Origin of the sequence: Streptomyces sp. PKU-EA00015 (assembly GCF_013387495.1) — a bacterium.
Classification (GTDB): domain Bacteria; phylum Actinomycetota; class Actinomycetes; order Streptomycetales; family Streptomycetaceae; genus Streptomyces.
On the sequence record NZ_JABZEE010000060.1, the window covers coordinates 1 to 21175 of the forward strand.

At 72.2% G+C, this 21175-nt stretch carries 21 protein-coding genes and 1 pseudogene; 13 read left to right on the forward strand and 9 right to left on the reverse strand.

Annotation, left to right across the window (positions count from 1 at the left end; genetic code table 11):
* Nucleotides 1-975, reverse strand: a 975-nt coding sequence (locus HW130_RS30635; protein WP_177153026.1) for a BTAD domain-containing putative transcriptional regulator, incomplete at its 3' end; no start/stop codon positions are given.
* Between the two features lie 281 nt (nt 976-1256).
* Here HW130_RS30635 and HW130_RS30640 point away from each other — a divergent pair.
* The 5 genes and pseudogenes from HW130_RS30640 (at nt 1257) to HW130_RS37130 (ending at nt 7284) form a co-directional block, all read left to right on the forward strand.
* Nucleotides 1257-2855: a tryptophan halogenase family protein gene (locus tag HW130_RS30640; RefSeq protein ID WP_177153027.1), complete on the forward strand. Its 1599-nt coding sequence runs from the start codon at nt 1257-1259 to the stop codon at nt 2853-2855.
* A 256-nt stretch (nt 2856-3111) separates the two neighbouring features.
* Entirely contained in the window at nt 3112-3762 is a 651-nt protein-coding gene (locus HW130_RS30645; protein ID WP_177153028.1) for a flavin reductase family protein, read from the forward strand.
* Nucleotides 3749-5035: a cation:proton antiporter gene (locus HW130_RS30650; RefSeq protein WP_177153029.1), complete on the forward strand. Its 1287-nt coding sequence runs from the start codon at nt 3749-3751 to the stop codon at nt 5033-5035. The genes HW130_RS30645 and HW130_RS30650 overlap by 14 nt, the downstream gene beginning before the upstream one ends.
* 213 nt (nt 5036-5248) lie before the next feature.
* Nucleotides 5249-5686 (forward strand): hypothetical protein, encoded by a 438-nt coding sequence (locus tag HW130_RS30655; RefSeq protein WP_177153030.1) that lies wholly within the window; start codon nt 5249-5251, stop codon nt 5684-5686.
* A 371-nt stretch (nt 5687-6057) separates the two neighbouring features.
* Nucleotides 6058-7284, forward strand: a pseudogene (locus HW130_RS37130) (PQQ-binding-like beta-propeller repeat protein).
* Nucleotides 7285-7523: 239 nt separating this feature from the next.
* Here the strand turns inward: HW130_RS37130 and HW130_RS30665 are convergent.
* The 5 genes from HW130_RS30665 to HW130_RS30680 form a co-directional block, all read right to left on the reverse strand.
* Nucleotides 7524-8495, reverse strand: coding sequence for a CPBP family intramembrane glutamic endopeptidase (locus HW130_RS30665; RefSeq protein WP_177153031.1), 972 nt, complete (start codon nt 8493-8495; stop codon nt 7524-7526).
* Nucleotides 8496-8677: 182 nt separating this feature from the next.
* The gene (locus HW130_RS30670) at nt 8678-9241 is read right to left on the reverse strand and encodes a dihydrofolate reductase family protein (RefSeq protein WP_177153032.1); all 564 of its coding nucleotides are present in this window, start codon (nt 9239-9241) and stop codon (nt 8678-8680) included.
* A gap of 140 nt (nt 9242-9381) precedes the next feature.
* Entirely contained in the window at nt 9382-9651 is a 270-nt protein-coding gene (locus tag HW130_RS36370) for an FCD domain-containing protein (RefSeq protein ID WP_256356448.1), read from the reverse strand.
* Nucleotides 9651-9851: an FCD domain-containing protein gene (locus HW130_RS36375; RefSeq protein ID WP_309140631.1), complete on the reverse strand. Its 201-nt coding sequence runs from the start codon at nt 9849-9851 to the stop codon at nt 9651-9653. The genes HW130_RS36370 and HW130_RS36375 overlap by 1 nt, the downstream gene beginning before the upstream one ends.
* Before the next feature lie 83 nt (nt 9852-9934).
* Complete coding sequence (locus HW130_RS30680; protein WP_177153033.1) at nt 9935-10771, reverse strand: alpha/beta fold hydrolase; 837 nt, start codon at nt 10769-10771, stop codon at nt 9935-9937.
* A gap of 332 nt (nt 10772-11103) precedes the next feature.
* Between HW130_RS30680 and HW130_RS30685 the strand changes: the two genes are divergently transcribed.
* The gene (locus HW130_RS30685) at nt 11104-11706 is read left to right on the forward strand and encodes an alpha/beta fold hydrolase (RefSeq protein ID WP_309140632.1); all 603 of its coding nucleotides are present in this window, start codon (nt 11104-11106) and stop codon (nt 11704-11706) included.
* 213 nt (nt 11707-11919) lie between these two features.
* On the opposite strand, the gene HW130_RS30690 is transcribed toward HW130_RS30685, so the two are convergent.
* The 3 genes from HW130_RS30690 to HW130_RS30700 all read right to left on the reverse strand — a co-directional run bounded on the left by HW130_RS30690 (nt 11920) and on the right by HW130_RS30700 (nt 14540).
* Nucleotides 11920-12900 (reverse strand): pirin family protein, encoded by a 981-nt coding sequence (locus HW130_RS30690; RefSeq protein ID WP_177153034.1) that lies wholly within the window; start codon nt 12898-12900, stop codon nt 11920-11922.
* 88 nt (nt 12901-12988) lie between these two features.
* The gene (locus HW130_RS30695) at nt 12989-14083 is read right to left on the reverse strand and encodes a low temperature requirement protein A (RefSeq protein WP_218184155.1); all 1095 of its coding nucleotides are present in this window, start codon (nt 14081-14083) and stop codon (nt 12989-12991) included.
* Between the two features lie 127 nt (nt 14084-14210).
* On the reverse strand, nt 14211-14540 hold the full coding sequence (locus HW130_RS30700) for a hypothetical protein (RefSeq protein WP_309140633.1): 330 nt from the start codon (nt 14538-14540) through the stop codon (nt 14211-14213).
* A 39-nt stretch (nt 14541-14579) separates the two neighbouring features.
* Here HW130_RS30700 and HW130_RS30705 point away from each other — a divergent pair, with 39 nt between their 5' ends.
* The 7 genes from HW130_RS30705 (at nt 14580) to HW130_RS30735 (ending at nt 21143) form a co-directional block, all read left to right on the forward strand.
* Complete coding sequence (locus tag HW130_RS30705; protein WP_177153035.1) at nt 14580-15176, forward strand: helix-turn-helix domain-containing protein; 597 nt, start codon at nt 14580-14582, stop codon at nt 15174-15176.
* A 96-nt stretch (nt 15177-15272) separates the two neighbouring features.
* The gene (locus HW130_RS30710) at nt 15273-16529 is read left to right on the forward strand and encodes an FAD-binding oxidoreductase (RefSeq protein WP_177153036.1); all 1257 of its coding nucleotides are present in this window, start codon (nt 15273-15275) and stop codon (nt 16527-16529) included.
* A complete protein-coding gene (locus HW130_RS30715; protein WP_177153037.1) occupies nt 16526-16870 on the forward strand; it encodes a (2Fe-2S)-binding protein in 345 nt (114 codons plus the stop codon). The genes HW130_RS30710 and HW130_RS30715 overlap by 4 nt, the downstream gene beginning before the upstream one ends.
* Nucleotides 16867-18342 (forward strand): FAD-dependent oxidoreductase, encoded by a 1476-nt coding sequence (locus HW130_RS30720; RefSeq protein ID WP_309140634.1) that lies wholly within the window; start codon nt 16867-16869, stop codon nt 18340-18342. The genes HW130_RS30715 and HW130_RS30720 overlap by 4 nt, the downstream gene beginning before the upstream one ends.
* A 90-nt stretch (nt 18343-18432) precedes the next feature.
* Nucleotides 18433-19365 carry a dihydrodipicolinate synthase family protein gene (locus HW130_RS30725; protein WP_177153038.1) on the forward strand — a complete coding sequence of 311 codons (933 nt, stop codon included), beginning with the start codon at nt 18433-18435 and terminating at the stop codon, nt 19363-19365.
* On the forward strand, nt 19365-20366 hold the full coding sequence (locus HW130_RS30730) for a proline racemase family protein (protein ID WP_177153039.1): 1002 nt from the start codon (nt 19365-19367) through the stop codon (nt 20364-20366). The genes HW130_RS30725 and HW130_RS30730 overlap by 1 nt, the downstream gene beginning before the upstream one ends.
* Before the next feature lie 72 nt (nt 20367-20438).
* Complete coding sequence (locus HW130_RS30735; RefSeq protein WP_177153040.1) at nt 20439-21143, forward strand: hypothetical protein; 705 nt, start codon at nt 20439-20441, stop codon at nt 21141-21143.
* The last annotated feature ends 32 nt before the right edge of the window (nt 21144-21175 follow it).

The window sequence follows — 21175 nt, forward strand, 5'->3', positions numbered from 1 at the left end:
GGCGCCGGGCCCGGCGTTGGCCGGCGACGCGGGCCGGCCGACAGGCCGGAGCGGGGACCAGGACGCGGGCCAGGCGGCGGGCGCGGGCCGCGTCCCGGGGCCGGCCGGGGACGGGGCACGCGTACCGGCCCGCGTGTCGGGGCGGGCGCGGCGGGCCGGGCGGGGACGGAGGGCGGGGCGGGACCCGGCCGGAGTCACCAGCGTGGCGAGCAGCCGCTCGGTCTCCGCGGAAGGGGCGACGTCGAGGTCGTCGCGCAGCCGGCGCGCGCACAGCTCGTACCAGTTGCGCACGCAGGCGAGTTCGCCGCGGCGCCCGTGTGCCGCCATCAGCGCCCGGTAGGTCTCCTCGTGGTGCCGGTCGATGCCGAGCGTGCGCCGGCAGATCTCGATGAGCTCCGGGAAGTCGTCGCGCTCGACGGCGTCCGCACGCAGCACGTCCAAGGCCCGGAGCGCCAGCGACCGCAGGTACTCGCGCTGTTCGACGACCCAGTCCGCGTTCTCCCCGCGCAGGAACTCGCCCGCGTACAGCCCCACCGCCGACCGCAGCCGTTCCCGCGCGGTGCCGCGGTCGCCGGTGCCGGCCGCCCGCAGCCCGCTGTGCACCAGCTCCTGGAAGCGGTCCACGTCGGACCAGAGCTCGGCGATGTCGATGACGTAGCCGAAGTCGCGGTAGTGCAGCCGGATTCCCGACTCGTGGGGGCTGTCGGGGTGCGCGTCGAGGACACGGCGCAGCGCGTGCGCGGCGACCTTCAGCGAACTGCCGCCCGCGGACCGGTCGCAGCCGGGCCACAACACCTCGTACAGCCGGTCGCGGGTGAGCGTCTGGCCGCGGTGGATCACGAGGTACTGGAAGAGCCCGCGGGCCTTGCCGGCCCGCCAGCGCCGCACCGGGGCACCGTTCACGGTCAGTTCGAAGTCGCCCAGGAAGCGGATGCGTACCGCCTGCCGCGCAATTCCGGTCACCGCGGTGGTCATCGCTTCCTCCCGGGTTACGTCGTATTGCCGCTCTGCCTGCGGCCGAGTGTGTTCCGGGGCTCTACGAACGGCCTATACCGGCCGGATCTCGCCTCTGTAGGTCCGTCATAGGACGGCGGACCACGATAAGGCTCGACGGTCCCGGGACCGACGTCGCAGGACGCGTCCGGGCCCCGACCGCCGGATGCGGCCGGCCCGTCCGGCCCCGTAGCGGCATCCGCCTCTCCTTCAGCTCCTCGGCTTCCGGCCGCGAATCCCGACTCCGAAATGAGGGCTGCTCCATGACCAGCACCGACACCCGACTGAAGAAGGTCGTCATCCTGGGCGGCGGTACGGCCGGCTGGATGACCGCCGCGTATCTCGGCAAGGCTCTCCAGGGCACGGTCGACATCACGGTCCTGGAAGCGCCGGCGATCCCGCGGATCGGGGTCGGCGAGGCGACCGTGCCCAACCTGCAGCGCGCGTTCTTCGACTACCTCGGCATCGCCGAGGACGAGTGGATGCGTGAGTGCAACGCAAGCTTCAAGATGGCGGTGCGGTTCGTGAACTGGCGCACCGAGGGCCAGGGCGAGGCCGCGGCCCGGGAGCTGGCCGACGGCTCGCCCGACCACTTCTACCACCCGTTCGGGCTGCTGCCCGACTACGACCAGACGCCGCTGTCCCACTACTGGTTCAAGCGGAAGTACGAGGGCCGCACCACGGAGCCGTTCGACTACGCCTGCTTCCGCGAGCCCCCGGTGATGGACGCGATGAAGTCGCCCCGCTGGCTCGACGGCCGGTCCGCCACCCGCTACGCCTGGCACTTCGACGCCCAGCTCGTCGCGGACTTCCTGCGCCGGTTCGCCATCGAGAAGCAGGGCGTCAACCACGTCCAGGACGAGATGACGGAGGTGCGGCAGGACGAGCGCGGCTACGTCACGGAGCTGCACACCAAGGGCGGCAGGGTCCTGGACGCCGACCTCTTCGTGGACTGCTCCGGCTTCCGCGGGCTGCTGATCAACCAGGCGATGGCGGAGCCGTTCGTCGACATGAGCGACCACCTGCTGTGCGACAGCGCGGTCGCCACCGCCGTCCCGCACGACGACGAGGAGGGCGGCGTGGAGCCGTACACCTCCGCGATCGCGATGTCGTCCGGCTGGGCGTGGAAGATCCCGATGCTGGGCCGCTTCGGCACCGGATACGTCTACTCCAGCAAGTTCACCGAACAGGACGAGGCCACCGCCGAGTTCGCCGCGATGTGGGGTCTGGACCCGGAGAAGACGAAGTTCAACCACATCCGCTTCCGGGTCGGGCGCAACCGCCGGGCGTGGGTGAAGAACGTGGTCAGCATCGGCCTGTCGTCCTGCTTCCTGGAGCCGCTGGAGTCCACCGGGATCTACTTCATCACCGCGGCGATCTACCAGCTGGCCAAGCACTTCCCCGACAAGACGTTCAACCCGGGCCTGATCGACAGCTTCAACCACGAGATCGAGGTGATGTTCGACGACACCCGCGACTTCATCCAGGCGCACTTCTTCTACGCGCCGCGCAACGACACGCCGTTCTGGCGGGCCAACAAGGAGCTGACGCTCCCCGACAACATCCAGAAGAAGATCTCCGCCTACCGGGCGGGGCTGCCGATCAACTCGCCGATCACCGACGAGTCGACGTACTACGGCAACTTCGAGGCCGAGTTCCGCAACTTCTGGACCAACGGCAGCTACTACTGCATCTTCGCCGGCATGGGCCTGGAGCCGGACGCCCCGCTGCCGGCGCTGGCGCACAAGCCGGAGTCCGTGGCGGGTGCGGAGCCGCTGTTCGAGACGGTCAAGCGCCAGCAGCAGAACCTGCTGGAGACCCTGCCCAGCGCGTACGAGTACCTGAAGCGACTGCACGCGTAGGACGCGGCCGGGACCGGACCGCGTGTCGCCTCCCCCGGTCCCGGCGCCGACCCCGTGGAAACCACCCACCGGACAGCAACCGTCAACGGCCCCTGCCCGGACAGGCCACGAAGCCCCGTCCAGGCGCCTCCCCGCCCCGGCGCAGATCCGGTGCCGTCCTCCGGGCCCCGGCCCTGCCGCCGCACCCACGGCCCGGTACCCGGCGCAACCCGCCGGGTACCGGGCCGCACTGCTCGTCACCCACAGGGAGTCAGACATGCCCAACTCCGTGCCGCACCGGGACGTACCGGCAAGCGACGACAACGAAGGGACGCCCGGGGCCGAAGGCTCCGCCGTCCTCCGGCAGACCGACCTCCGCCCCTTCATGGCCGCCTTCCCCTCCGGGGTCTCGGTGGTGACCACCCTCGACGCCGACGACCGGCCTCGCGGCCTGACATGCAGTTCGCTGGCGAGCGTCGCGCTCGCCCCGCCCACCCTGGTGGTCTGCATCCGGACCGCGAGCCCCACGCTCCAAGCGCTGATCGAACAGGGGCAGTTCGCGCTCAACCTGCTGCACGAGCGGGCCCGCGCGACCTCGGACCTGTTCGCCTCCGGGGCGCCCGACCGCTTCGAGCGCACGGAGTGGCGGCTGCCACTGGGCGCGAGCGGCCCGCACCTGATCGCGGCCGCCCACGCCATCGCCGACTGCACGGTCGTGAAGACGGTCGCGTTCGGCGACCACACGGCCGTCTTCGCGGAGGCGAGCCGGGTGACGGTCCGCCCCGCCGCGCAACCGCTGCTGTACGGCCTGCGCCGCTACGCGGGATGGTCCGACGCCGCCTCCGCGCCGCAGCCGGCAGCGATCACACCCGCCCCGCCCGTACCTCCCGTGCTGCCGTCCGAAGGAGCCGCCGGTGTCCGCCGCTGACCCCCTTCCCGCGCTGCTGGTCGCCGTGCCCGTGGTGATACTCGCCTGCCAGACGGGCGCGGTCCTCCTCAGACGCCTCGGCCAGCCGCCCGTGATCGGCGAGATCGCCATGGGCATCCTGCTCGGCCCGTCGCTGGTCGGCTGGCTGTGGCCCGAGGCGCATCACTGGCTGTTCCCGGAGTCGGTGCTGCCGTACACCTCGGTCCTGGGACAGCTCGGCCTGCTGGCCTTCATGTTCCTCGTCGGACTCGAGCTGGACCTGGGCACGCTGCGCGGCCACTCCCGGATCGCGGTGGCCGTCAGCAGCGCGGGCATGCTGCTGCCGCTGGGGCTCGGCGCGCTGCTGGCCGTCGGCATGTACGGTCAACTGGCCCCTGACGGTGTCGCTTTGACGCCGTTCGCGCTGTTCGTGGCGGTCGCCATGAGTGTCACGGCCTTCCCGGTGCTGGCCCGGATCCTGGTGGACCGCGGCCTGTACGGAACCCCGCTGGGCGCGCTCGCGATGGCCTGCGCGGCGGCCGACGACGTGGCCGCCTGGTCCCTGCTGGCTCTGGTGGTGGCCCTGGCCTCGGCCGGCTCCCCGCTCGACGCGGTGACGACGGCCGGCCTCGCGGTGGCCTTCGCCGCCGCGATGGTCCTGGTGGTCCGCCCGCTGCTCGCACGGTGGGCGGCGGCACGGGCCGACCGTACGAACGACGGCGTGCTCCTGGTGCTGTTGTTCAGCGGGCTGAGCCTGTCCGCGCTCGTGACGGACCTCGTGGGGGTGCACACGCTGTTCGGCGCCTTCCTCTTCGGCGTGGTCACTCCGCGCGGGCATCGCCGTATCGAGGCGTCGGCCGCCCGGCTGCGCGCCGTGGCGGTGCCCGTGTTGCTGCCGCTGTTCTTCGTGCACACCGGGCTGCGTACGGAGATCGGGGCCCTGGCCGCCGACCCGGTGCAGTGGCTGTGGGCGGGTGCGGTGCTCGCGGTCGCGGTGCTCGGCAAGTGGGGCGGTGCGGCGGGGGCGGCCCGCGCCTGCGGCCGCTCCTGGCGAGAGGCCCTGTCGGTCGGCGCCCTGATGAACTGCCGTGGCCTGACGGAGCTGGTGGTGCTGAACATCGGCCTGGAACTCGGGGTCATCGGGCCGGAACTGTTCACGATGCTGGTCCTCATGGCGCTGATCACCACGGCGGTCACGTCACCGGCCGTGAGCCGCTTCCAGTCCCGGAAGCCACCGCTTCCGCCTCCTCCTGCGGCCCCGGCCCCCGCACCGGCGGCCGTGTCCCACACCTGACAGCTCCTGGGCGTCGCCCGGCCGGCCGGCGTGTGCCGGCCGGCCGGGCGACAGCGCGCTCCTCCCGCCTGTTCAGGGCGTTCGGCGCGTTCACCCTAATCAGCGTATTCGCGCCATAACGGGTGGTGAAAACCGCAAGTGAGGGAATCCATAGGCCCGTCTGTCCGACCGGCAGGCACCCATGGCGTTCCTCGCTCACGAAAGGTTCACAGCATGTCACTCGTTGGCTGTAAAGCCCTCAAGGCCTCAGTCGTCCCCGTCGCCGCTCTCGCCCTCACGCTGGGCGCGTCCTCCACCGCCCCGGCCGCGGCCCTCGCGTCGCCTGCCGCCGCTTCGGCCGAGCAGCGGGTCGTCACACCACTCGAGGCGGCCATCGCGGCTGACGTGGAAGCCGTTCTCGAGAAGAACCTCGACGTGGACGTCACGGTCTCCGCCGTCGCGCGGACCGGCCTGGGCGGCAGGGTCGACATCCGGCTGACCGTCGTCACCAACGCGAAAGCAGAAGCCGACGCCGCACTCGAGGCTGCCATCGCCGCTGAGATCGAGTCCAGGATCGAAGCCACCCTCGAAAAGCGCCTCGTCCTCGCCGCGGACCTCGACGTCGCCGTCCGCGTCGACGGCGACATCAGCGTGGACATCGCCACCCTCTGACCCCTCTGCGGTCATGACGTTCGTCCGCCTCCGTCAGAGCCCGGTGCTGGTCGACGGAGGATGAAAGCGGCGGCCCGAGCGTCGCATCGGCTGTCGCCCGATGGGCGCGAAACCGCTCGGGCCTGCACGCGGGCGGCGGCGGGTCCCTGCGGATCCTCAGGGCCTTACGGCGTCGCGGGCTTCAAACCGGCTCGGCGGCCACACCTTCTCGGGTGCCAGGATTCGCTGATCTTGTGTGACAGGGGTTTCACGGGCACGTCCCGGTTGCGTACCGCCCGACGACTGGCCGAAATCTGCGCATAACCTGACCGCGCTCGAAGCGTCCGTGGGGGCGTCGGCAACATCCGGGCGAAACGGAACGGGGAACTGACATGGGCGGACACTACGGGCGCGCGGTGTCACGCAGGCAGGCACTCAGGCTGGCCGGGACGGGGCTCGGGCCGGCCGTGCTGGGGGCCGGCGCATGGGGGTGCACCCCCGAGGAGGAAATGGGCGCGTCGGACGGCGGCACGACTCCCGGCGGAGGCAAGGGCGGTGACACCTTCACCACCCCGCCCCCGGGCACCGCCCCCAAGCCGCTGTGGCAGCAGGAGACAGCCAACGACGCCCTGTCCGGGATGGAGGCGCTCGCGGTCGTCGGGGACACGGTCGTGGTGTCGGGCGACCCGCTGGTGGGGCGTGACGTCGTCAGCGGCAAGGAGAAGTGGTCACGGCCGGGCGTCACCACTCCCGGCGCCGATCTGCTCATCGGCGGCGGGACGCTCTATCTCGCCGGCGCCGAGTACGACGGCGACGTGGTGGGCCTCGATCCGGCCACGGGCAAGGAGACCTGGCGCAGCCGCCTGGGCAAGGCGTACCAGCAGCCGCGCCCCGTCGCGGCCGACGACCGCCACGTCTATGTCGTCGCCGGGATCCTGGAGGAGGACTTCTCGACGCCGAACAACGTGATCGCCGCGATCGACACCACCTCCGGCAAGATCGCCTGGCGTGAGCAGCGAGACAAGGGGACCGACCGCACGGCATCACCGCCGCGGTCATCGGCGGGCGCCTCGCGTACACCGACTTCCGCGAGAACGTGACCGTCCGCGACACGACGACGGGCCGGCAGCTCTGGACGAAGAAGATCGGCAGGGCCAACCACCGTCGCTTCGCCGTGCACGAGGACATGGTGATCGTGGCGGACGGGCAGAAACTGCGGGCGTTCACGCTGGCCGGGGGGACGGAGCGCTGGTCGCTGGCGACGGAGGAGTTCAGCGCGTTCAACGATCCGCAGGTCCTGGACGGGGTGCTCTACGCTTCCGACAGCGCGCGGCATGTGGGCGGTGGACCCCGGTACGGGCAAGCAGATCTGGCACAACGAGGACCTGTTGGACTCGGCCACGGCTGCGTGGCAGTTCGCCAAGGTGGGCGGCACGCTGTACGGCGCGACCGAGCTCGACGAGGAAGGCGGCGTGCACGCCTTCGACGCGGCGACCGGGAAGCTGCGCTGGACGTACAACGACAACACCGGTGAGATCCAGCGGTGGTACGTGGTCGCGGCGGGCAAGCGGCTGGCCGTGATGCACGCCGAGCGGCTGTACGCGCTGCCCGCCGTCTGAGCCGAGCGGGGCGGCGGGGGGATTGCCTGACCACGCCCGGCGGCGGCCGCAGAGCCGACGGCAGCCACAGCCGAAGCTCGGTGACGAGCGGGCGCACGGCGGCCGACAGGTCATCGACGGGACGCCGCCGTGCCGGGGCAGGGTCTCCGTTCCGGCGACGTACGGGACCCCGCTCCGGCCGGACTCGCGCCGGCGGCCCTCGACGAGGATCAGCGCCCTGCGAGGCGGATGCCACTCGCCTACGGCGTGGGGCGCGGGTCCGCGGCCGGCGAGGTGAGGGCGCTGAGCCGGCGGCGGCGGGCCAGCCACAGCACGACCGCCGCGTAGAGGACGAGCATCACCACGTCCACGGCGAACGCCAACGGCTCCATGTCGGCGGCCGTCTCGTCGGACGCGAGCGCCCCGGCGATCGCCGCCGCGATGCCCATGGCGAGCAGGTTGTTGAGGACGTGCAGCGCGATCGCGGCCTCGAGCCCCCCCGTACGTATGGTCAGCAGTCCCGTGACCAGTCCGAAGACGACCAGGTCGGCGAAGCCCCAGGGGGTCCCCCACCCGTGGGCCGCGGCGAAGAGCACCGACTGCGGCGCGATCGCGATCCAGGGAGAGCGGCACCAGGCGCCGACCGCCTGCAGCAGCCAGCCCCGGCACACGTACTCCTCGGCCGCGGCCTGGAACGGCACCAGGACGCACACCATCCCGAGGCCGAGGAGGAAGGACGACAGCCCTGCCCACGCCACGTCCTCGCTGTCGCCCGTGGGATCGGGCAGCAGCAGGGAGACCCCCAACGCCGCGACGACCAGGGGCAGTCCGGCCACCAGGCACGTCCCCAGCCAGCGCCACCGCAGGTGACCGGCGACGGACGACACGGTCCCGGCCGGCCGGCGCTGTGTCCAGCGGGCGGCCAGCAGCACGGGCGGAATCGCGACGGCGATGCTCAGCAGGAGTATCGCCGCGTCGCCGATGTCGCCCCAGGTGCGCCAGCCCTCCGCGTCGACGGGGCGGTCCGTCGCCATCGCGGCGAACTCGACGAAGAGAAGCAGCACCAGCATCGAGATCGTGGTGCCGCCGATCACCACGAGCGTCCCGAGCAACGGCCGCCACCAGCGGTGCCGATGGGTCACGCGGGCGAGCCGGTGGTACGGCAGCGGTACGGCGGGCGGGTGGCCGGGAGGCGGCGGGCCGACGACGTACGTCGTCCTGTCGGTCGTCATGGGCATCAGCATTCCGGGGGCCGACGGCCGCGGCGTCGGCCATGAGCACGACCATCGTCTCCGACCCAGGGTTGACGGGGTCCGAGCGGGGGGCAGAAAGGCGTCAGTCGACGACCACTCCGGCCTCGCCTACGGCGGCCGAACACCAGCCGGCGGCGTCACAACCCGGCCGGACAACACACCTAGCGCGCCACGCGGTAGCGGAGGTAGACGACTTTCGAGCTGAAGGTGTTGGTCTCGACGAGTTCGAGATCCACCCGGCGCTCGCGTCGGGGAAAGAACGGAACGCCACCGCCGACCAGCACCGGGTAGACCATGGCCCGGTACTCGTCGATCAGACCCAACGCGTGCGCCTCCGCGGCGAGAGTCGCGCCGCCGATCGCGATGTCGCCCTCCCCCGGCTCGGCTCGCAACCGCTCGATCTCCTCCGCCAGGCCGCCGGAGGCCAGGCGGGCATGGCCCTGCACCGCCGACAGCGTGGTGGAGAACACCACCTTGGGGAGCGGCTTCCAGAGCGCGGCCCACTCGAGCATCGAGTCGTCGAGCGATGGATCCTGGTCGGCGGTCTCCCAGTACAGCATCGTCTCGTACAGCCGTCGTCCCAACAGGTGGACGCCGACCTGTCGAATCTCGTCGATCCAGAAGCGAAAGACCTCCTCGTCGGGCCCGGTCCAGTCGAATTCGCCGTCCGGCCCGACGATGTAGCCGTCAAGGGAGACGTTCATCGAATAGGTCACGCTGCGCATCAGAAGCCCTCCTCGGTGACGGGTTCGACAGTACGCCCGCCGGACGCCGCAGGACTCATCGCGGCTCGCGGGGCAACGCACCCCCAGCGGCCCCGCCGGCGTCCGGCGACGGCGGCCGGCACCCGCTCGGCACCGCTCGGTCAGGGCGCGGTGTCGAGGTCCACGTCGAGGTCCTCGGTCTGCGTCCAGAACCCGTCGTCCGCGTCCTGGAGCCGGGACGCGGCGTGCTTCATGTGGCGGCGCGCGGCGGTGCGCGCCGCCTCGCCGTCGCCCGCCTCAATGGCGGCCAGGATGGCGTGGTGCTCCTGCCGGACGGCTTCGAAGAAGTCGCCGCGCCGCGCCTCGTTCGCTCGCGTGACACGGATGCCGCTGCGCAGCACCTCGCCGAGATACCGCACCGTCGAGACCATCACCGAGTTCCGGTCGACTCCGCGATCGACCGGTGGAAGGCGAGGTCCTCGTCCACGCCGTCGCCTCTGGACGCGACCGCCGCGTCGATCGCGTCCCGGGCCTGACGCATCCGGGCCACGTCACCCGGCGCGGCCCGGGCGGCCGCCAGGTCGGCCGCCTCGCCCTCCATGGCGCGGCGCACCTCCACGATCTGCAGCACCTTGGACTTGGTGTCGGAGGCCTCGGCCTCGAGGTCGAGCGGCCGGGTGCCCGGATCGGCAAGGTGCCCCAGAGGAACGGGGGTTACTTCGCCAGGAAGGCGAGGAGCGCGGTGTTGACCTCCTCCGCGTGGGTCCACAACAGGCCGTGCGGGGCGCCCTCGACCTCGACGTAGTCCGCGGAGGGGAGCGCCTTGCGGAACGGCCGCGCGGTGCCCTCGGCGGGCAGGATCCGGTCGGCCGTACCGTGCAGGATCAGGGCCGGCACGTCGATGGCCCGGATGTCGGCCCGGAAGTCGGTGTACCAGGTCGACGGTGCGGCGGCGGCGGCGAAGAAGCCGCCGCCCGCCGCCACGTTCCAGCTGTTGCGGACCGCCTCCTCGCTGATCCTGGTGCCCAGGTTCTCGTCGAGGTTGTAGAAGTCCGAGAAGAAGTCGCTGTAGTAGGCGTACCGGTCCGCCTTGACGGCCGCGACCACGCCGTCGAAGAACTCCTTCGGTGCGACGCCGTCCGGGTTGTCGTCGGTCTTGAGGAGACAGGGCTCCAGCGACGCCAGGAAAGCGACCTTGGAGACCCGGGCGGAGCCGTAGGCGGACACGTACCGGGCGACCTCACCGGTGCCCATCGAGAACCCCACCAGTACCGCGTCCCGCAGGTCGAGGGTCTCCATCACGGTGTTCAGATCGGCGGCGAAGGTGTCGTAGTCGTAGCCGGCCGTCGGCTGACTCGACTGCCCGAAGCCCCGGCGGTCGTAGGTGATCACGCGGTAGCCCGCTTCGAGCAGTACGGCGCTCTGCCGCTCCCAGGAGTGGCCGTCGAGCGGGAAGCCGTGGATGAGGACGACCGGCTGCCCGGTTCCGTGGTCCTCGTAGTAGAGGTCGATGGTGGTGGAGTTCTCCTGGCCCACAGTGATGTACGGCAAGTGCTCGTTCCTTCGTCCGGATTGGCTGGCGCGTGCGCAGGGCCGCGCTCCCCCGTGGAGGAGCGCGCGGCATACGGACCGCACGGCCCGTCGGGGTCGCCGCAGAACGTTCGCGGCATGCGCGGGGGGTTCTCACCACGCTAGGGCGAACGTCCCTTTGCCTATTGTCCTCGAGCGCACCGCTCCTTGTCCGCAAGCGCAGGGACGTGTCCCGGTCCGACCGGGTCGCGCGTGCCCGCGGCGGCGGCCCGTCAACGGGAGCGGACCTTCCCGACGCAGGCGCGGACGGGCCAGTGGTGGTGCACCGACAGGCAAGTTCCGACAGCCCCACCGTGGTCCTGGTCCACGGCGCCTTCGCCGACGCGTCCGGCTTCGCCCGCGTCATCCCCGAACTCATCGACCGCGGACTGGACGTGGTCGCCCCGGCGGTGCCCAACCGCAGCCTGCTCGGCGACTCCGCCTACATCGCTTCGATCGTCCGGCAGATACCCGGCCCGGTCGTTCTGGTCGGTCACTCCTACGGCGGCGCCGTCATCACCGTCGCCGGCGCGGAGGACAACGTCCGCGCGCTCGTCCACCTGGCCGGCTACGCCCTGGAGGAGGGCGAGAGCCTGGGCGAACTGCAGGGCCGCTTCCCCGACTCGGGCCTCGCCACCGCGCTCGTCCAGACCCCCTTCCCGATCGAGGGCTCCAGCTCTCCCGGCACCGACGTCTCGGTCCGGGTCGACAGGTTCCCGTCCGTCTTCGCCGACGACGTCGACCCCGCCTCGCCTCCGTGCTCGCGGTCTCCCAGCGTCCGCTGGCCGCGCAGGCCTTCACGGAGAAGGCCCCGAAGGCGGCATGGAGGACCAAGCCCTCCTGGGGCCTGGTCGCCGCGGCCGACCGCACCCTCAACCCCGATGTGGAGCGCTTCGGGTACGAGCGGGCCGGCATGACGACCGTCGAGATCGACTCCTCGCACCTGGTGATGCTCGCTCATCCCAAGGCCGTGGCCGAGCTGATCGAGGAGGCCGTCCGGGCCACCGCTGACTGATCCGGCCTTCCGTCGGACGATCGCCGCACGGCCGAGGCCGCCGAGACCGGACGGCCCGGCCCTCCGGTCGGAGCGGCCGTCCGCTCGGCCCGGCCGCCCGGGTCGTCGTACGCCTTCAGTGCCGCGGCGGGTTCCGGCGCGGTGTGATGGGGGTGCAGGGAAGGGCGGGGGCGGGAAGGCGGCCGCCGTCGTATCCGTCGACCCTGCCGAAGCGGTCGGATGCGTTCTCCCACGCCTTTCTCGCTTCGACGATGTCGTCGTGGCTGCGGCCGATGAAGTTCCACCACATGAGGATCTGCTCCTCGAACGGCGCCCCGCCCAGCAGGACCGCCCGTGCGGCGGTGTCGCCTTCGTTCGTCAGCGACAGCGTGTCGTTGCCCGTGCCGAGGTAGCCCAGATCCGCCGGCTGCAGAAGTGTGCCGGCCATGCCGATGCTCCCGTGGTCGACGAGGAGGCCGTGCTCGAAGCCGGCGTCCGTCCCGAGCGTGATCGTCGAGCGCGGCTCGAGGACGATCTCGGCGCCGAGCAAGGGCGTGAAGGTCCGCACCGGAGAGGCGTCACCGGCGAGCGCGCCGAGGAACACTCTGACCTCGGCGCCGTCCACCCGGACCGGGTCCGGGACGTAGTGCTGGAAGTCCCGGCCGGTGTGCCGGTGTTCTTCGGGAAGCGCCACCCACAGCTGGACGCCGTGCAGGATCGTCGTGTGGGCGGTGGAGACCTCCGAGTGGCTGATGCCGTACCCGCCCGTCATGAGATTCAGCTCTCCGGGCCGTACGAAGGCGTGGCTGCCGAGGCTGTCCCGGTGCTCGATCTCCCCGCTGAACAGCCAGCTCACCGTCTGCAGACCGGTGTGCGGGTGGGGCGGGACGTCCATGCCGCCGGTGTCGGCGACGTCGTCGGGGCCGTAGTGGTCGACGAAGCACCACGCGCCGATGAGCGTCCGGGCGCGCTGCGGCAGCGTGCGTCGCACCGTCATCGCCCTGGGGCCGCCCAGCGGGACGTCCCGCGCCGCGAGGACCTCGACCTTCGGCACGCTCTCACGCCGGACCGCTGACCCGCAGCGCAGTTCGGCGGGATGCGTCTCGACGTTGCTCATGGCATGCCCCTCTCGCTCAAGAATGATTCTATATTCAACGAATACCTCTCGCACCGGTCCGGCGGCGGGCCCTGCCCCGCGGCCTCCTTCACGAGCGGGCGCCCCGTACGTCGACAGGTCCCCCGGCGGTGATCCGAAGGCGCCGGGCGTCGCCTGCCGCGACCACCGCGACCAAGGCGAGGGCGCCGGCGGCGAGGGCCGGCGCCGGGGACCACGCCGCCGCCGGCAGGCCGACCGCGGCGACGGGATACGGGGCCCGCTCGACCGCGGTCCCCTGGTGGGGCCGGAGGTGTACGGCCCAGACCGTTATCAGGAAGACGGCCGCGGGAACAGTGACCGCCGCGCCGGCAACCGCGGGCGAGGTGCCCGTGTGCCCCGTGACGTGATCGGCGTACGCGGCCAGACCGGCTCCCTCGGCGGTCGCCGAGGCGAAGATCAGGTAGTGACCGTAGGCCCAGGTGAACCTGCTGCGGTGGGCCTGGTGCGTCGTGGCCAGCAGCGTGTGTGCGGGCCTCGCGAAGTACAGCCACCACATCGTGAAGGCCATGAGCAGGCCGCCGGCCGCCAGGGCGTACAGCGAGCCGATGCCGTGGTGCCGGTCGAAGGCGCCCCGCACGGCGACGGTGGCCGCCGCGACGGACTCCCCGAGGACGATGAGGGTGAAGAGCTGGTAGCGCTCGGCGATGTGGCGCGGATGCCATGGGGTCATCCCGGCGGACTGGGCCCACACCGGGACGCAGGGCTCGGCGACGATCATCACCACGATGCCCGCCGGCCGCGCCGATACCGGGAGACCGAGCAGGCAGACCCAACCGATCTGGCACACCGTCACTCCCCCCGCGAAACGCAGCGTGGTGGCCCGCCGAGCGGGGTCGGACCACGCGGCGCGCAGCCACAAGGCGGCCAGCGCCGTACGCAGCACGACGTATCCGAGGGTGATGACCCGCAGATCGCCCTCCTCGAACGCGCGGGAGACACCGGCGGCGAGCACGAGCGACCCGGTGATCTGGACCAGCACCGTCAACCGGTACGGGACATCGTCCGGGTCGTAGGCCGAGGCGAACCAGGTGAAGTTCATCCACGCCCACCAGACGGTGAAGAAGACCAGCGCGAAGCGCAGGGCGCCGGTGACGTACTGCCCGTGGACCAGTGCCTCGTGCAGGCTCTCGGACGCCTGCGCCACCGCGATGACGAAACACAGGTCGATGGAGTTCCAGGGAGGAGGCCGACCTGTGGGACTCGCCGGGGTCGCGGCCCGGCATGGTGCGCCGGCGCGGGCGGCGGGTGGGCGTGGGTGGTCTGTGAGCGGCTCAGCGGAGGGCTCCGAGTGCGGCCTCGACCGTCCGGTGGAAGGTCGGGTAGGTGTAGATCATGTGCCGGAGCCGGTCGACGGGCACCTCGGCGTGAACGGCCACGTTCAGCCCGTACAGCACTTCGCCCCCGGTCGGCCCCGCGGAGGTCGCACCGACTAGCACGCCCCGCTCGGCGTCCTCGACGAGTTTCACGAAGCCCTCGTTGCCCGGGCCGTGGATCCAGCCTCGCGTGGAGGACGCGAAGGCCAGCACGCTGCTGCGCACCCGCAGGGACTGCGCCGGCGCGGCGGTCCCCGCGTGGTCGGCTATGGTCGGGCTACCGAACACGCGCCGTTCGGTATAGTGAACGCTGGAGGGGAAAGCGTCGTGAGCGAGCAGACCGGATCGATCCAGGGCATGCTGGCCGCCAATCTCAAGCGGGCGAGAACCCTGAACGGCCTGTCCATCTCCGAGCTCTCCAGGCGCTCCGGGATCGGCAAGGCGACGTTGTCCCAACTGGAGTCCGGCAACGGCAACCCGACGATCGAAACCGTCTTCAGTCTGTCCCGCGCCCTGCAGATGCCGGTGTCCGACCTCCTCGACACCCGGCCGCCCGGCGGCGTGACCGTAGTGCGCTCGCAGGACGTCGAACCCCTCAGCGGCGAAGGCGTCGACCTGCGCGCGCTGCGCCACATCCGAAGCGAGAACACCACGTTCGAGGTCTACGACCAGCAGTTCCGCGCCGGCCATCGGCAACGCTCGCACGGCCACGCGGGCACCGAGCACACGGTCGTCCAGTCGGGGAGGCTGGAGGTCACCGTGGACGGGTACGAGGTCGAGCTGGGCCCGGGCGACTACGTGGGCTTCGACGCGGCGCTCCCCCACTCCTACCTGGCGACCGACGGGCCGGTGCGTTCCGTGCTGCTGCTCCAGTACCGGGCCGGGCAGCCGGCCGGGGACGGCACCCCGCATTCGGCAGCCTGACCGGCGGCCCCACAGCATGCCGTGACCGGACCGTTGACACCCTCTGTTCAGCGCCCATAGTCTCAAGCCGTTCGTTAAAGCGAACGGAGGGGGACGATGAACGGAACGCGCGTGGCCGTGCTCGGCGCGGGAATCGTCGGTGCCGCGTGCGCCCGTGAACTGGCCCTCTGCGGATTCCGCGTCACGGTCGTCGACCGCGGCGCCCCCGCCGGTGCGACCACCTCGCACGGCGAGGGGAACATCCTGGTCTCCGACAAGGGACCCGGACCGGAACTCCAGCTCGCCCAACTGTCCCGCAGGCTCTGGCCGAAGACCTTGGCCGCCGTAGCCGAACGCTCCGACCGCGGCGCACGAGCGGCCGCCGCGGTCGAGTGGGAGCCCAAGGGCGGCATCGTGGTGGCCACCACCGAAGCCGGGGCCGCCGCACTGGCCGAGTTCGCCGGCGCCCAGCGCGCCGCCGGGGTGCGGGCCGAGGCCTTGGACGCCGCGGCGCTCGCGGAGGCCGAGCCCCGGATCACGCGTGACCACACGGCGGCGCTGCACTACCCCGAGGACGCCCAGGTGCAACCCGCCGGTGCGGCCGTCGCCCTGCTCACGGACGCGCTCGCGGCAGGCGCGTCCCTGAAGAGCGGATGCGAGGTGCTCTCCGCCGTCACCCGCGGCTCCCGGCTCACCGCAGTGCACACGACCGAAGGACTCGTCGAGGCGGACGTCTTCGTCAACGCCGCCGGCCCCTGGTCCGGTGAGCTCGCCGCCCGGCTCGGCGCCCCGATCGCCGTCCGGCCCCGCCGCGGCGACATCCTCGTCACCACCCCGTTGCCCCCGACCGTGTTCCACAAGGTGTACGACGCCGACTACGTCGGCGCGGTGGGCAGCAGCGCGGAGGACCTCCAGACCTCGGCGGTCGTCGAGTCGACGCGCGCCGGAAGCGTGCTGCTGGGCTCATCCCGCCGCCGGGTCGGCTTCGACGACCGGCTGCGGCCGCATGTGCTGGCGGCGATCGCCGCCAAGGCGCTGCGCCTCTTCCCCTGCCTCGCCGATGTCGCCGTCATGCGGTCCTACGGCGGCTTCCGCCCGTATGTGGACGACCACGTGCCGGTGATCGGCCCGGACCCCCGACTGAACGGCCTGTGGCACGCCACCGGACACGAGGGAGCGGGCATCGGGCTCTGTCTCGGCACCGCGCTGCTCGTACGCAACCTGCTGCTCGGCGAGCCGCCGGCGGTCGAGGCGAGCCCGTTCCGAGTGGACCGTCCGGCTGTCATCGGCCGAGCCGGGCAGACCGAGGCGACCGAACCGGCCGAGAAAGACCGGACCGGCGACAGCAAGAGCGCGAAGGAGGAGACAGCATGAGCCCCCGACGAGTGCCCGCCGGGTCCGACCCGGTCGGGCGGCGTGACCGCCCGCTGCGGATCACGGTGGACGGTGAACCGCTCGAGGGCGCCCACGGCCAGACCGTCGCGGGTGTGCTGCTCGCGTCCGGGCGGCAGTCCTGGCGCCGCGGGCCCTCCGGCGCGCCGCGCGGTGTGTTCTGCGGGATCGGCGTCTGCTTCGACTGTCTGGTCACCGTGAACGCCGAGCGCGATGTCCGCGCCTGCCGTCGCCGGGTCCGCGACGGAGACGTGGTGACCACCCAGACCCGGGAGTCGAGCGAGCCCCGCCCGTCCGGCACTTCCCCCGCGGAGAAGAGGTGATACGCCGTCACGTCGCGATCGTCGGCGCCGGACCGGCCGGCCTGGCCGCCGCACATGCGGCACTGGGCGCGGGCGCCGACGTGACACTGATCGACGCCGAGGAGCAGCCCGGCGGCCAGTACCACCGCACGCTTCCCGACGCCTGCGGCGCCGCCCGCCCCGAGACGTCGCAGCACGACTGGCCGGCGTTCGAACGACGCCGCCGGCAGGTACTGGACCACCCGCACTGCGCCTGGTGGCCGCAGACCGTGGTGTGGGCGCTGGAACGCCCGGCCGTCGGCGAACCGGGGGCGCCGCGTGTGCACCTGCTGCACGGCCCGGCCGACGGGACCGGACGGGAGCGCCGCGTCCTCGCACCCGACTCCCTGGTCCTCGCCACCGGTGCCCATGACCGGGTGCTGCCGTTCCCCGGCTGGGAGTTGCCGGGCGTGTACACCGGCGGCGCCGCCCAGGCGCTGGCGAAGGGCGAACGCATCGTCGTCGGCGACCGTGTCGTGGTCGCGGGCACCGGTCCGTTCCTCCTCCCCGTAACCGCGTCGCTGGTGGAAGCGGGGTCCCGGGTGCTGGAGGTCCTGGAGGCCAACGGCCCGGCCGCCCTGGCGCGTGGGTGGTCGCGGCGCCCGTGGGAACTGACCGGGAAGACCGGCGAGTTCGCCGCGTACGCCGGTACCCTGGCCCGCCACCGGGTGCCGTACCGCGTCGGCCGCACCGTGATCGAGGCCCGTGGCGAGGGAAGGGTCGAGGAGATCGTCAGCGCCCGGCTGCGCCCTGACTGGTCCGTGGTCCCCGGCAGTCGGCGGACCACACCCGTCGACGCCCTGTGCGTCACGCACGGTTTCAGCCCCCAGCTGGAACTGGCGCTCGCCGCAGGGTGCGCGTTGCGGCAGGTGTACGGAGGCGAGTTCGTCGACGTCGACGACCGTCAGCGCACCAGCCGTCCGGCCGTGTTCGCCGCCGGGGAGATCACCGGTGTCGCCGGTGCGCCCGCCGCGCGCGCCGAGGGCGCGCTCGCCGGATGGTTCGCCGCGGGCGGTGACACAGGTGCTGCCGCACTCGCGGTCCTGCGCCGGCGGCGGGACCGCGGCCGCGCCTTCGCCGGACGGCTGGCCTCGGCCCACCCCATCGGCACCGCGTGGCCCGGCTGGCTGCGCCCGGAGACGGTGATCTGCCGCTGCGAGGAAACGGACTTCGCCTCCCTGTGCCGGTCCGCCGCCGAGGACGCGGGCCACGGGGCGAGAGCGGCCAAGCTGGAGACACGCGCCGGTCTCGGCCCGTGCCAGGGCCGGATCTGCGGCCCGACGCTCACCGAGCTCACCTCCCGGCTGCGCGGCACGCCGGCAGCGGGCCACCTCCACCACGTGCCCGAGGAGATCCCCGTCGAGGGGCAGCCGCCCGCGAGTTGCCACCGCAGACCGATCGCCCAGCCCATCCGGCTCGGCGAACTGGCCGCGCCCACCGAGCCCGACGCCTGATCCGGGGACGCACCCCGATCGTCCCGTACGGCCCCCGTTGCCCCACTCCCTTCGCACGTCCCGTACGCCCCGCACCCAGGAGATCGATTCATGACCGGCACCAGCCCCAGCAACAGTCGCCTCACGGGCGTCGTCGTGGCCACCGCACTCCCCTACTACGAGGACGCCTCCGCGCCGGCAGGTCTGGCCGTCGACCTCGACCGCTACGCCGAGCACTGCAAGTGGCTCGTGGCCCACGGCTGCCACGGCGTGGGCCCCAACGGCTCGCTGGGCGAGTACTCGTCCCTGACCGACGAGGAACGCCGTGCGGTCGCCCGTACCGCGATCGAGGCGGTCGGCGGCGCCGGCACGGTCGTCGTCGGCGTGCACGGCGCCGGGTCGCACCAGGCCAGGTACTGGGCCGAGGCCGCGGCCGAGGACGGCGCGGACGGTGTGCTGTGCCTGCCGCCGACCCTGTACCGGGCCAACCACCGTGAGGTCCTGGCCCACTTCGAGGCCGTGGCGTCCGTCGGCCTGCCGGTGATGGTCTACAACAACCCCCTCGACACCAAGGTCGATCTCACCCCGGACCTGCTCGCCGAGATCGCGCAGATCGACAATGTGGTCGCGGTGAAGGAGTTCTCCGGCGACGTGCGGCGGGTGCTGGAGATCAAGGAGCGGGCGCCCGGCCTGGAGGTGATCAGCGGCGCCGACGACGTCGTGCTGGAGAGCCTGCTGATGGGGGCCACAGGCTGGTTCGCCGGCTTCCCCAACGTCTTCCCCGCGGAGTCGGCCCTCCTGTTCGAACTGGCCACGGCAGGCCGCCTGGAGGAGGCCCACGCACTGTACGAACCGCTGGTCGCCGCCTTCCGCTGGGACTCGCGGACCGAGTTCGTACAGGCCATCAAGCTCGGCATGGAGCAGGTCGGCCGGTACGGCGGCCCCTGCCGTCCGCCGCGCGGCCCGCTGTCGCCCGCCCAGCGCGAGCAGGTCGCGGCCGACATGGCCCGTGCCGTCGCGGCGCTCGAGAAGCGGTCCGCCTGATGCGGTCGGTCCGTACGATCAGCGCCGTCGACTCCCACACCGAGGGCATGCCCACCCGGGTCGTCACCGGTGGTGTCGGCCCCGTCCCCGGCGACACCATGGCCGAGCGCCGCCGCTACGCGGTCGAGCGCCTCGACGGACTTCGCCGGTTCCTGGTCGACGAGCCGCGCGGCCACGGGGCGATGAGCGGGGCGATCCTCCAGCCGCCGACCCGGCCGGACGCCGACTGGGGCGTGCTGTACATCGAGGTCAGCGGGTTCCTTCCGATGTGCGGGCACGGCACCATCGGTGTGGCCACGGTCCTGGTGGAGACCGGCATGGTCACGGTCACGGAGCCCGAGACCGTCGTACGCCTCGACACCCCCGCCGGACTGGTCGAGGCCCGTGTCGCGGTGACCGACGGCGCGGCCGAGCGGGTCACCCTGCGCAATGTCGACTCCTACGTCAGCGAGCTGAACGCCGCCGTGCAAGTGCCGGGCCTGGGCGTCGTGCCCTACGACATGGCGTACGGCGGGAACTTCTACGCCATCGTCGAACTGGACCGGATCGGGCTGCCCTTCGACCGGGCACGCAAGGCCGAGATCCTCGCCGCCGGGCTCTCGATCATGGAGGCCGTGAACGAGCAGAAGCGGCCCGTCCACCGGGTGGATCCGCTCATCGGCGGCTGCAAGCACGTCCAGTTCCTCGCGCCCGGCTCTGACGCCGAGCATTCCCGCAACGCCATGGCCATCCACCCCGGCTGGTTCGACCGTTCGCCGTGCGGCACGGGCACATCGGCGCGCATGGCCCAGCTGCACGCCCGCGGCGAACTGCCGCTGGGCACGGAGTTCGTCAACGAGTCGTTCATCGGCACCCGGTTCACCGGGCGGCTCGTCGCCGCGACCGAGGTCGGCGGCCTGCCCGCCGTCGTACCGGAGATCTCCGGCCGGGCCTGGATCACCGGCACGGCGAACTATCTCCTCGACCCGTCCGATCCGTTCCCGCACGGGTTCGTCCTGTAGCCCCTCGCCGGAGGGCCGGCCGCCGCCCGGTCACCTGCCCTCCACCTCGTCCTGCCGTCTGGAGTCATCGCCATGTCCGGAGCCGTCCTGCCCGGAACGCCCGCCGAAGAAGAAGACGAAGCCGCTGTCCCGCCTGCGAGAAACCCTCGTGTCCACGAAGCGGGCGGCTCCGTCGTCCTGAGGCCGGACCGTGCACTGTCCGCCACCGCCACGGCGGCCGTTGTGGTCACCCCGGCCGCCGCCGACGCCCGCGGGGCCGAGATCGCCCAGGGCTACGCCGCGTCGCTCACCCTCGGCGCGGGCCGGTTCCGCACCGACCCGGGCCTCCTCTTCGTCCCGGCGGGGCACAGCATCGTCTACGAGATCGCCTGGCAGGTCCGCGACATCCCGGCCGCGCCCACGCTCAACGCGCGCATCGCCGAAGGCTGTCTGTCGGGGGCCGGACGACTCGCCGACCTCCCCGGTGCCCGGAAACTGGTGTGGCCCGACGACGAGACGACCTTCGTGCCGCGCCTGCTCGCGCTGGACGGATCAGCTCTCACCCCCGCGCTGTCGGACGCGGCCCGGGAGTGCTTCGGACCTCTCGGCCTCGTGGTCCTGTACCAACGGCTGGAAGCCGTACCGGAGATGGTGTCGGCGCTGCCGGACCAGTCGACCGTCGCCCTGCACGCGGAACCGCAGGAGACCCGCCGACTCACCCGCCTTGCCAAAGCATTGAGCGAGCACAGCGGCCGGTTCCTGTGGAACGACTGGCCCGCGGCGTACGGGCCCTTGTGAACCCGCCTGTCCCTCTGCCGGAAACCAGAAGA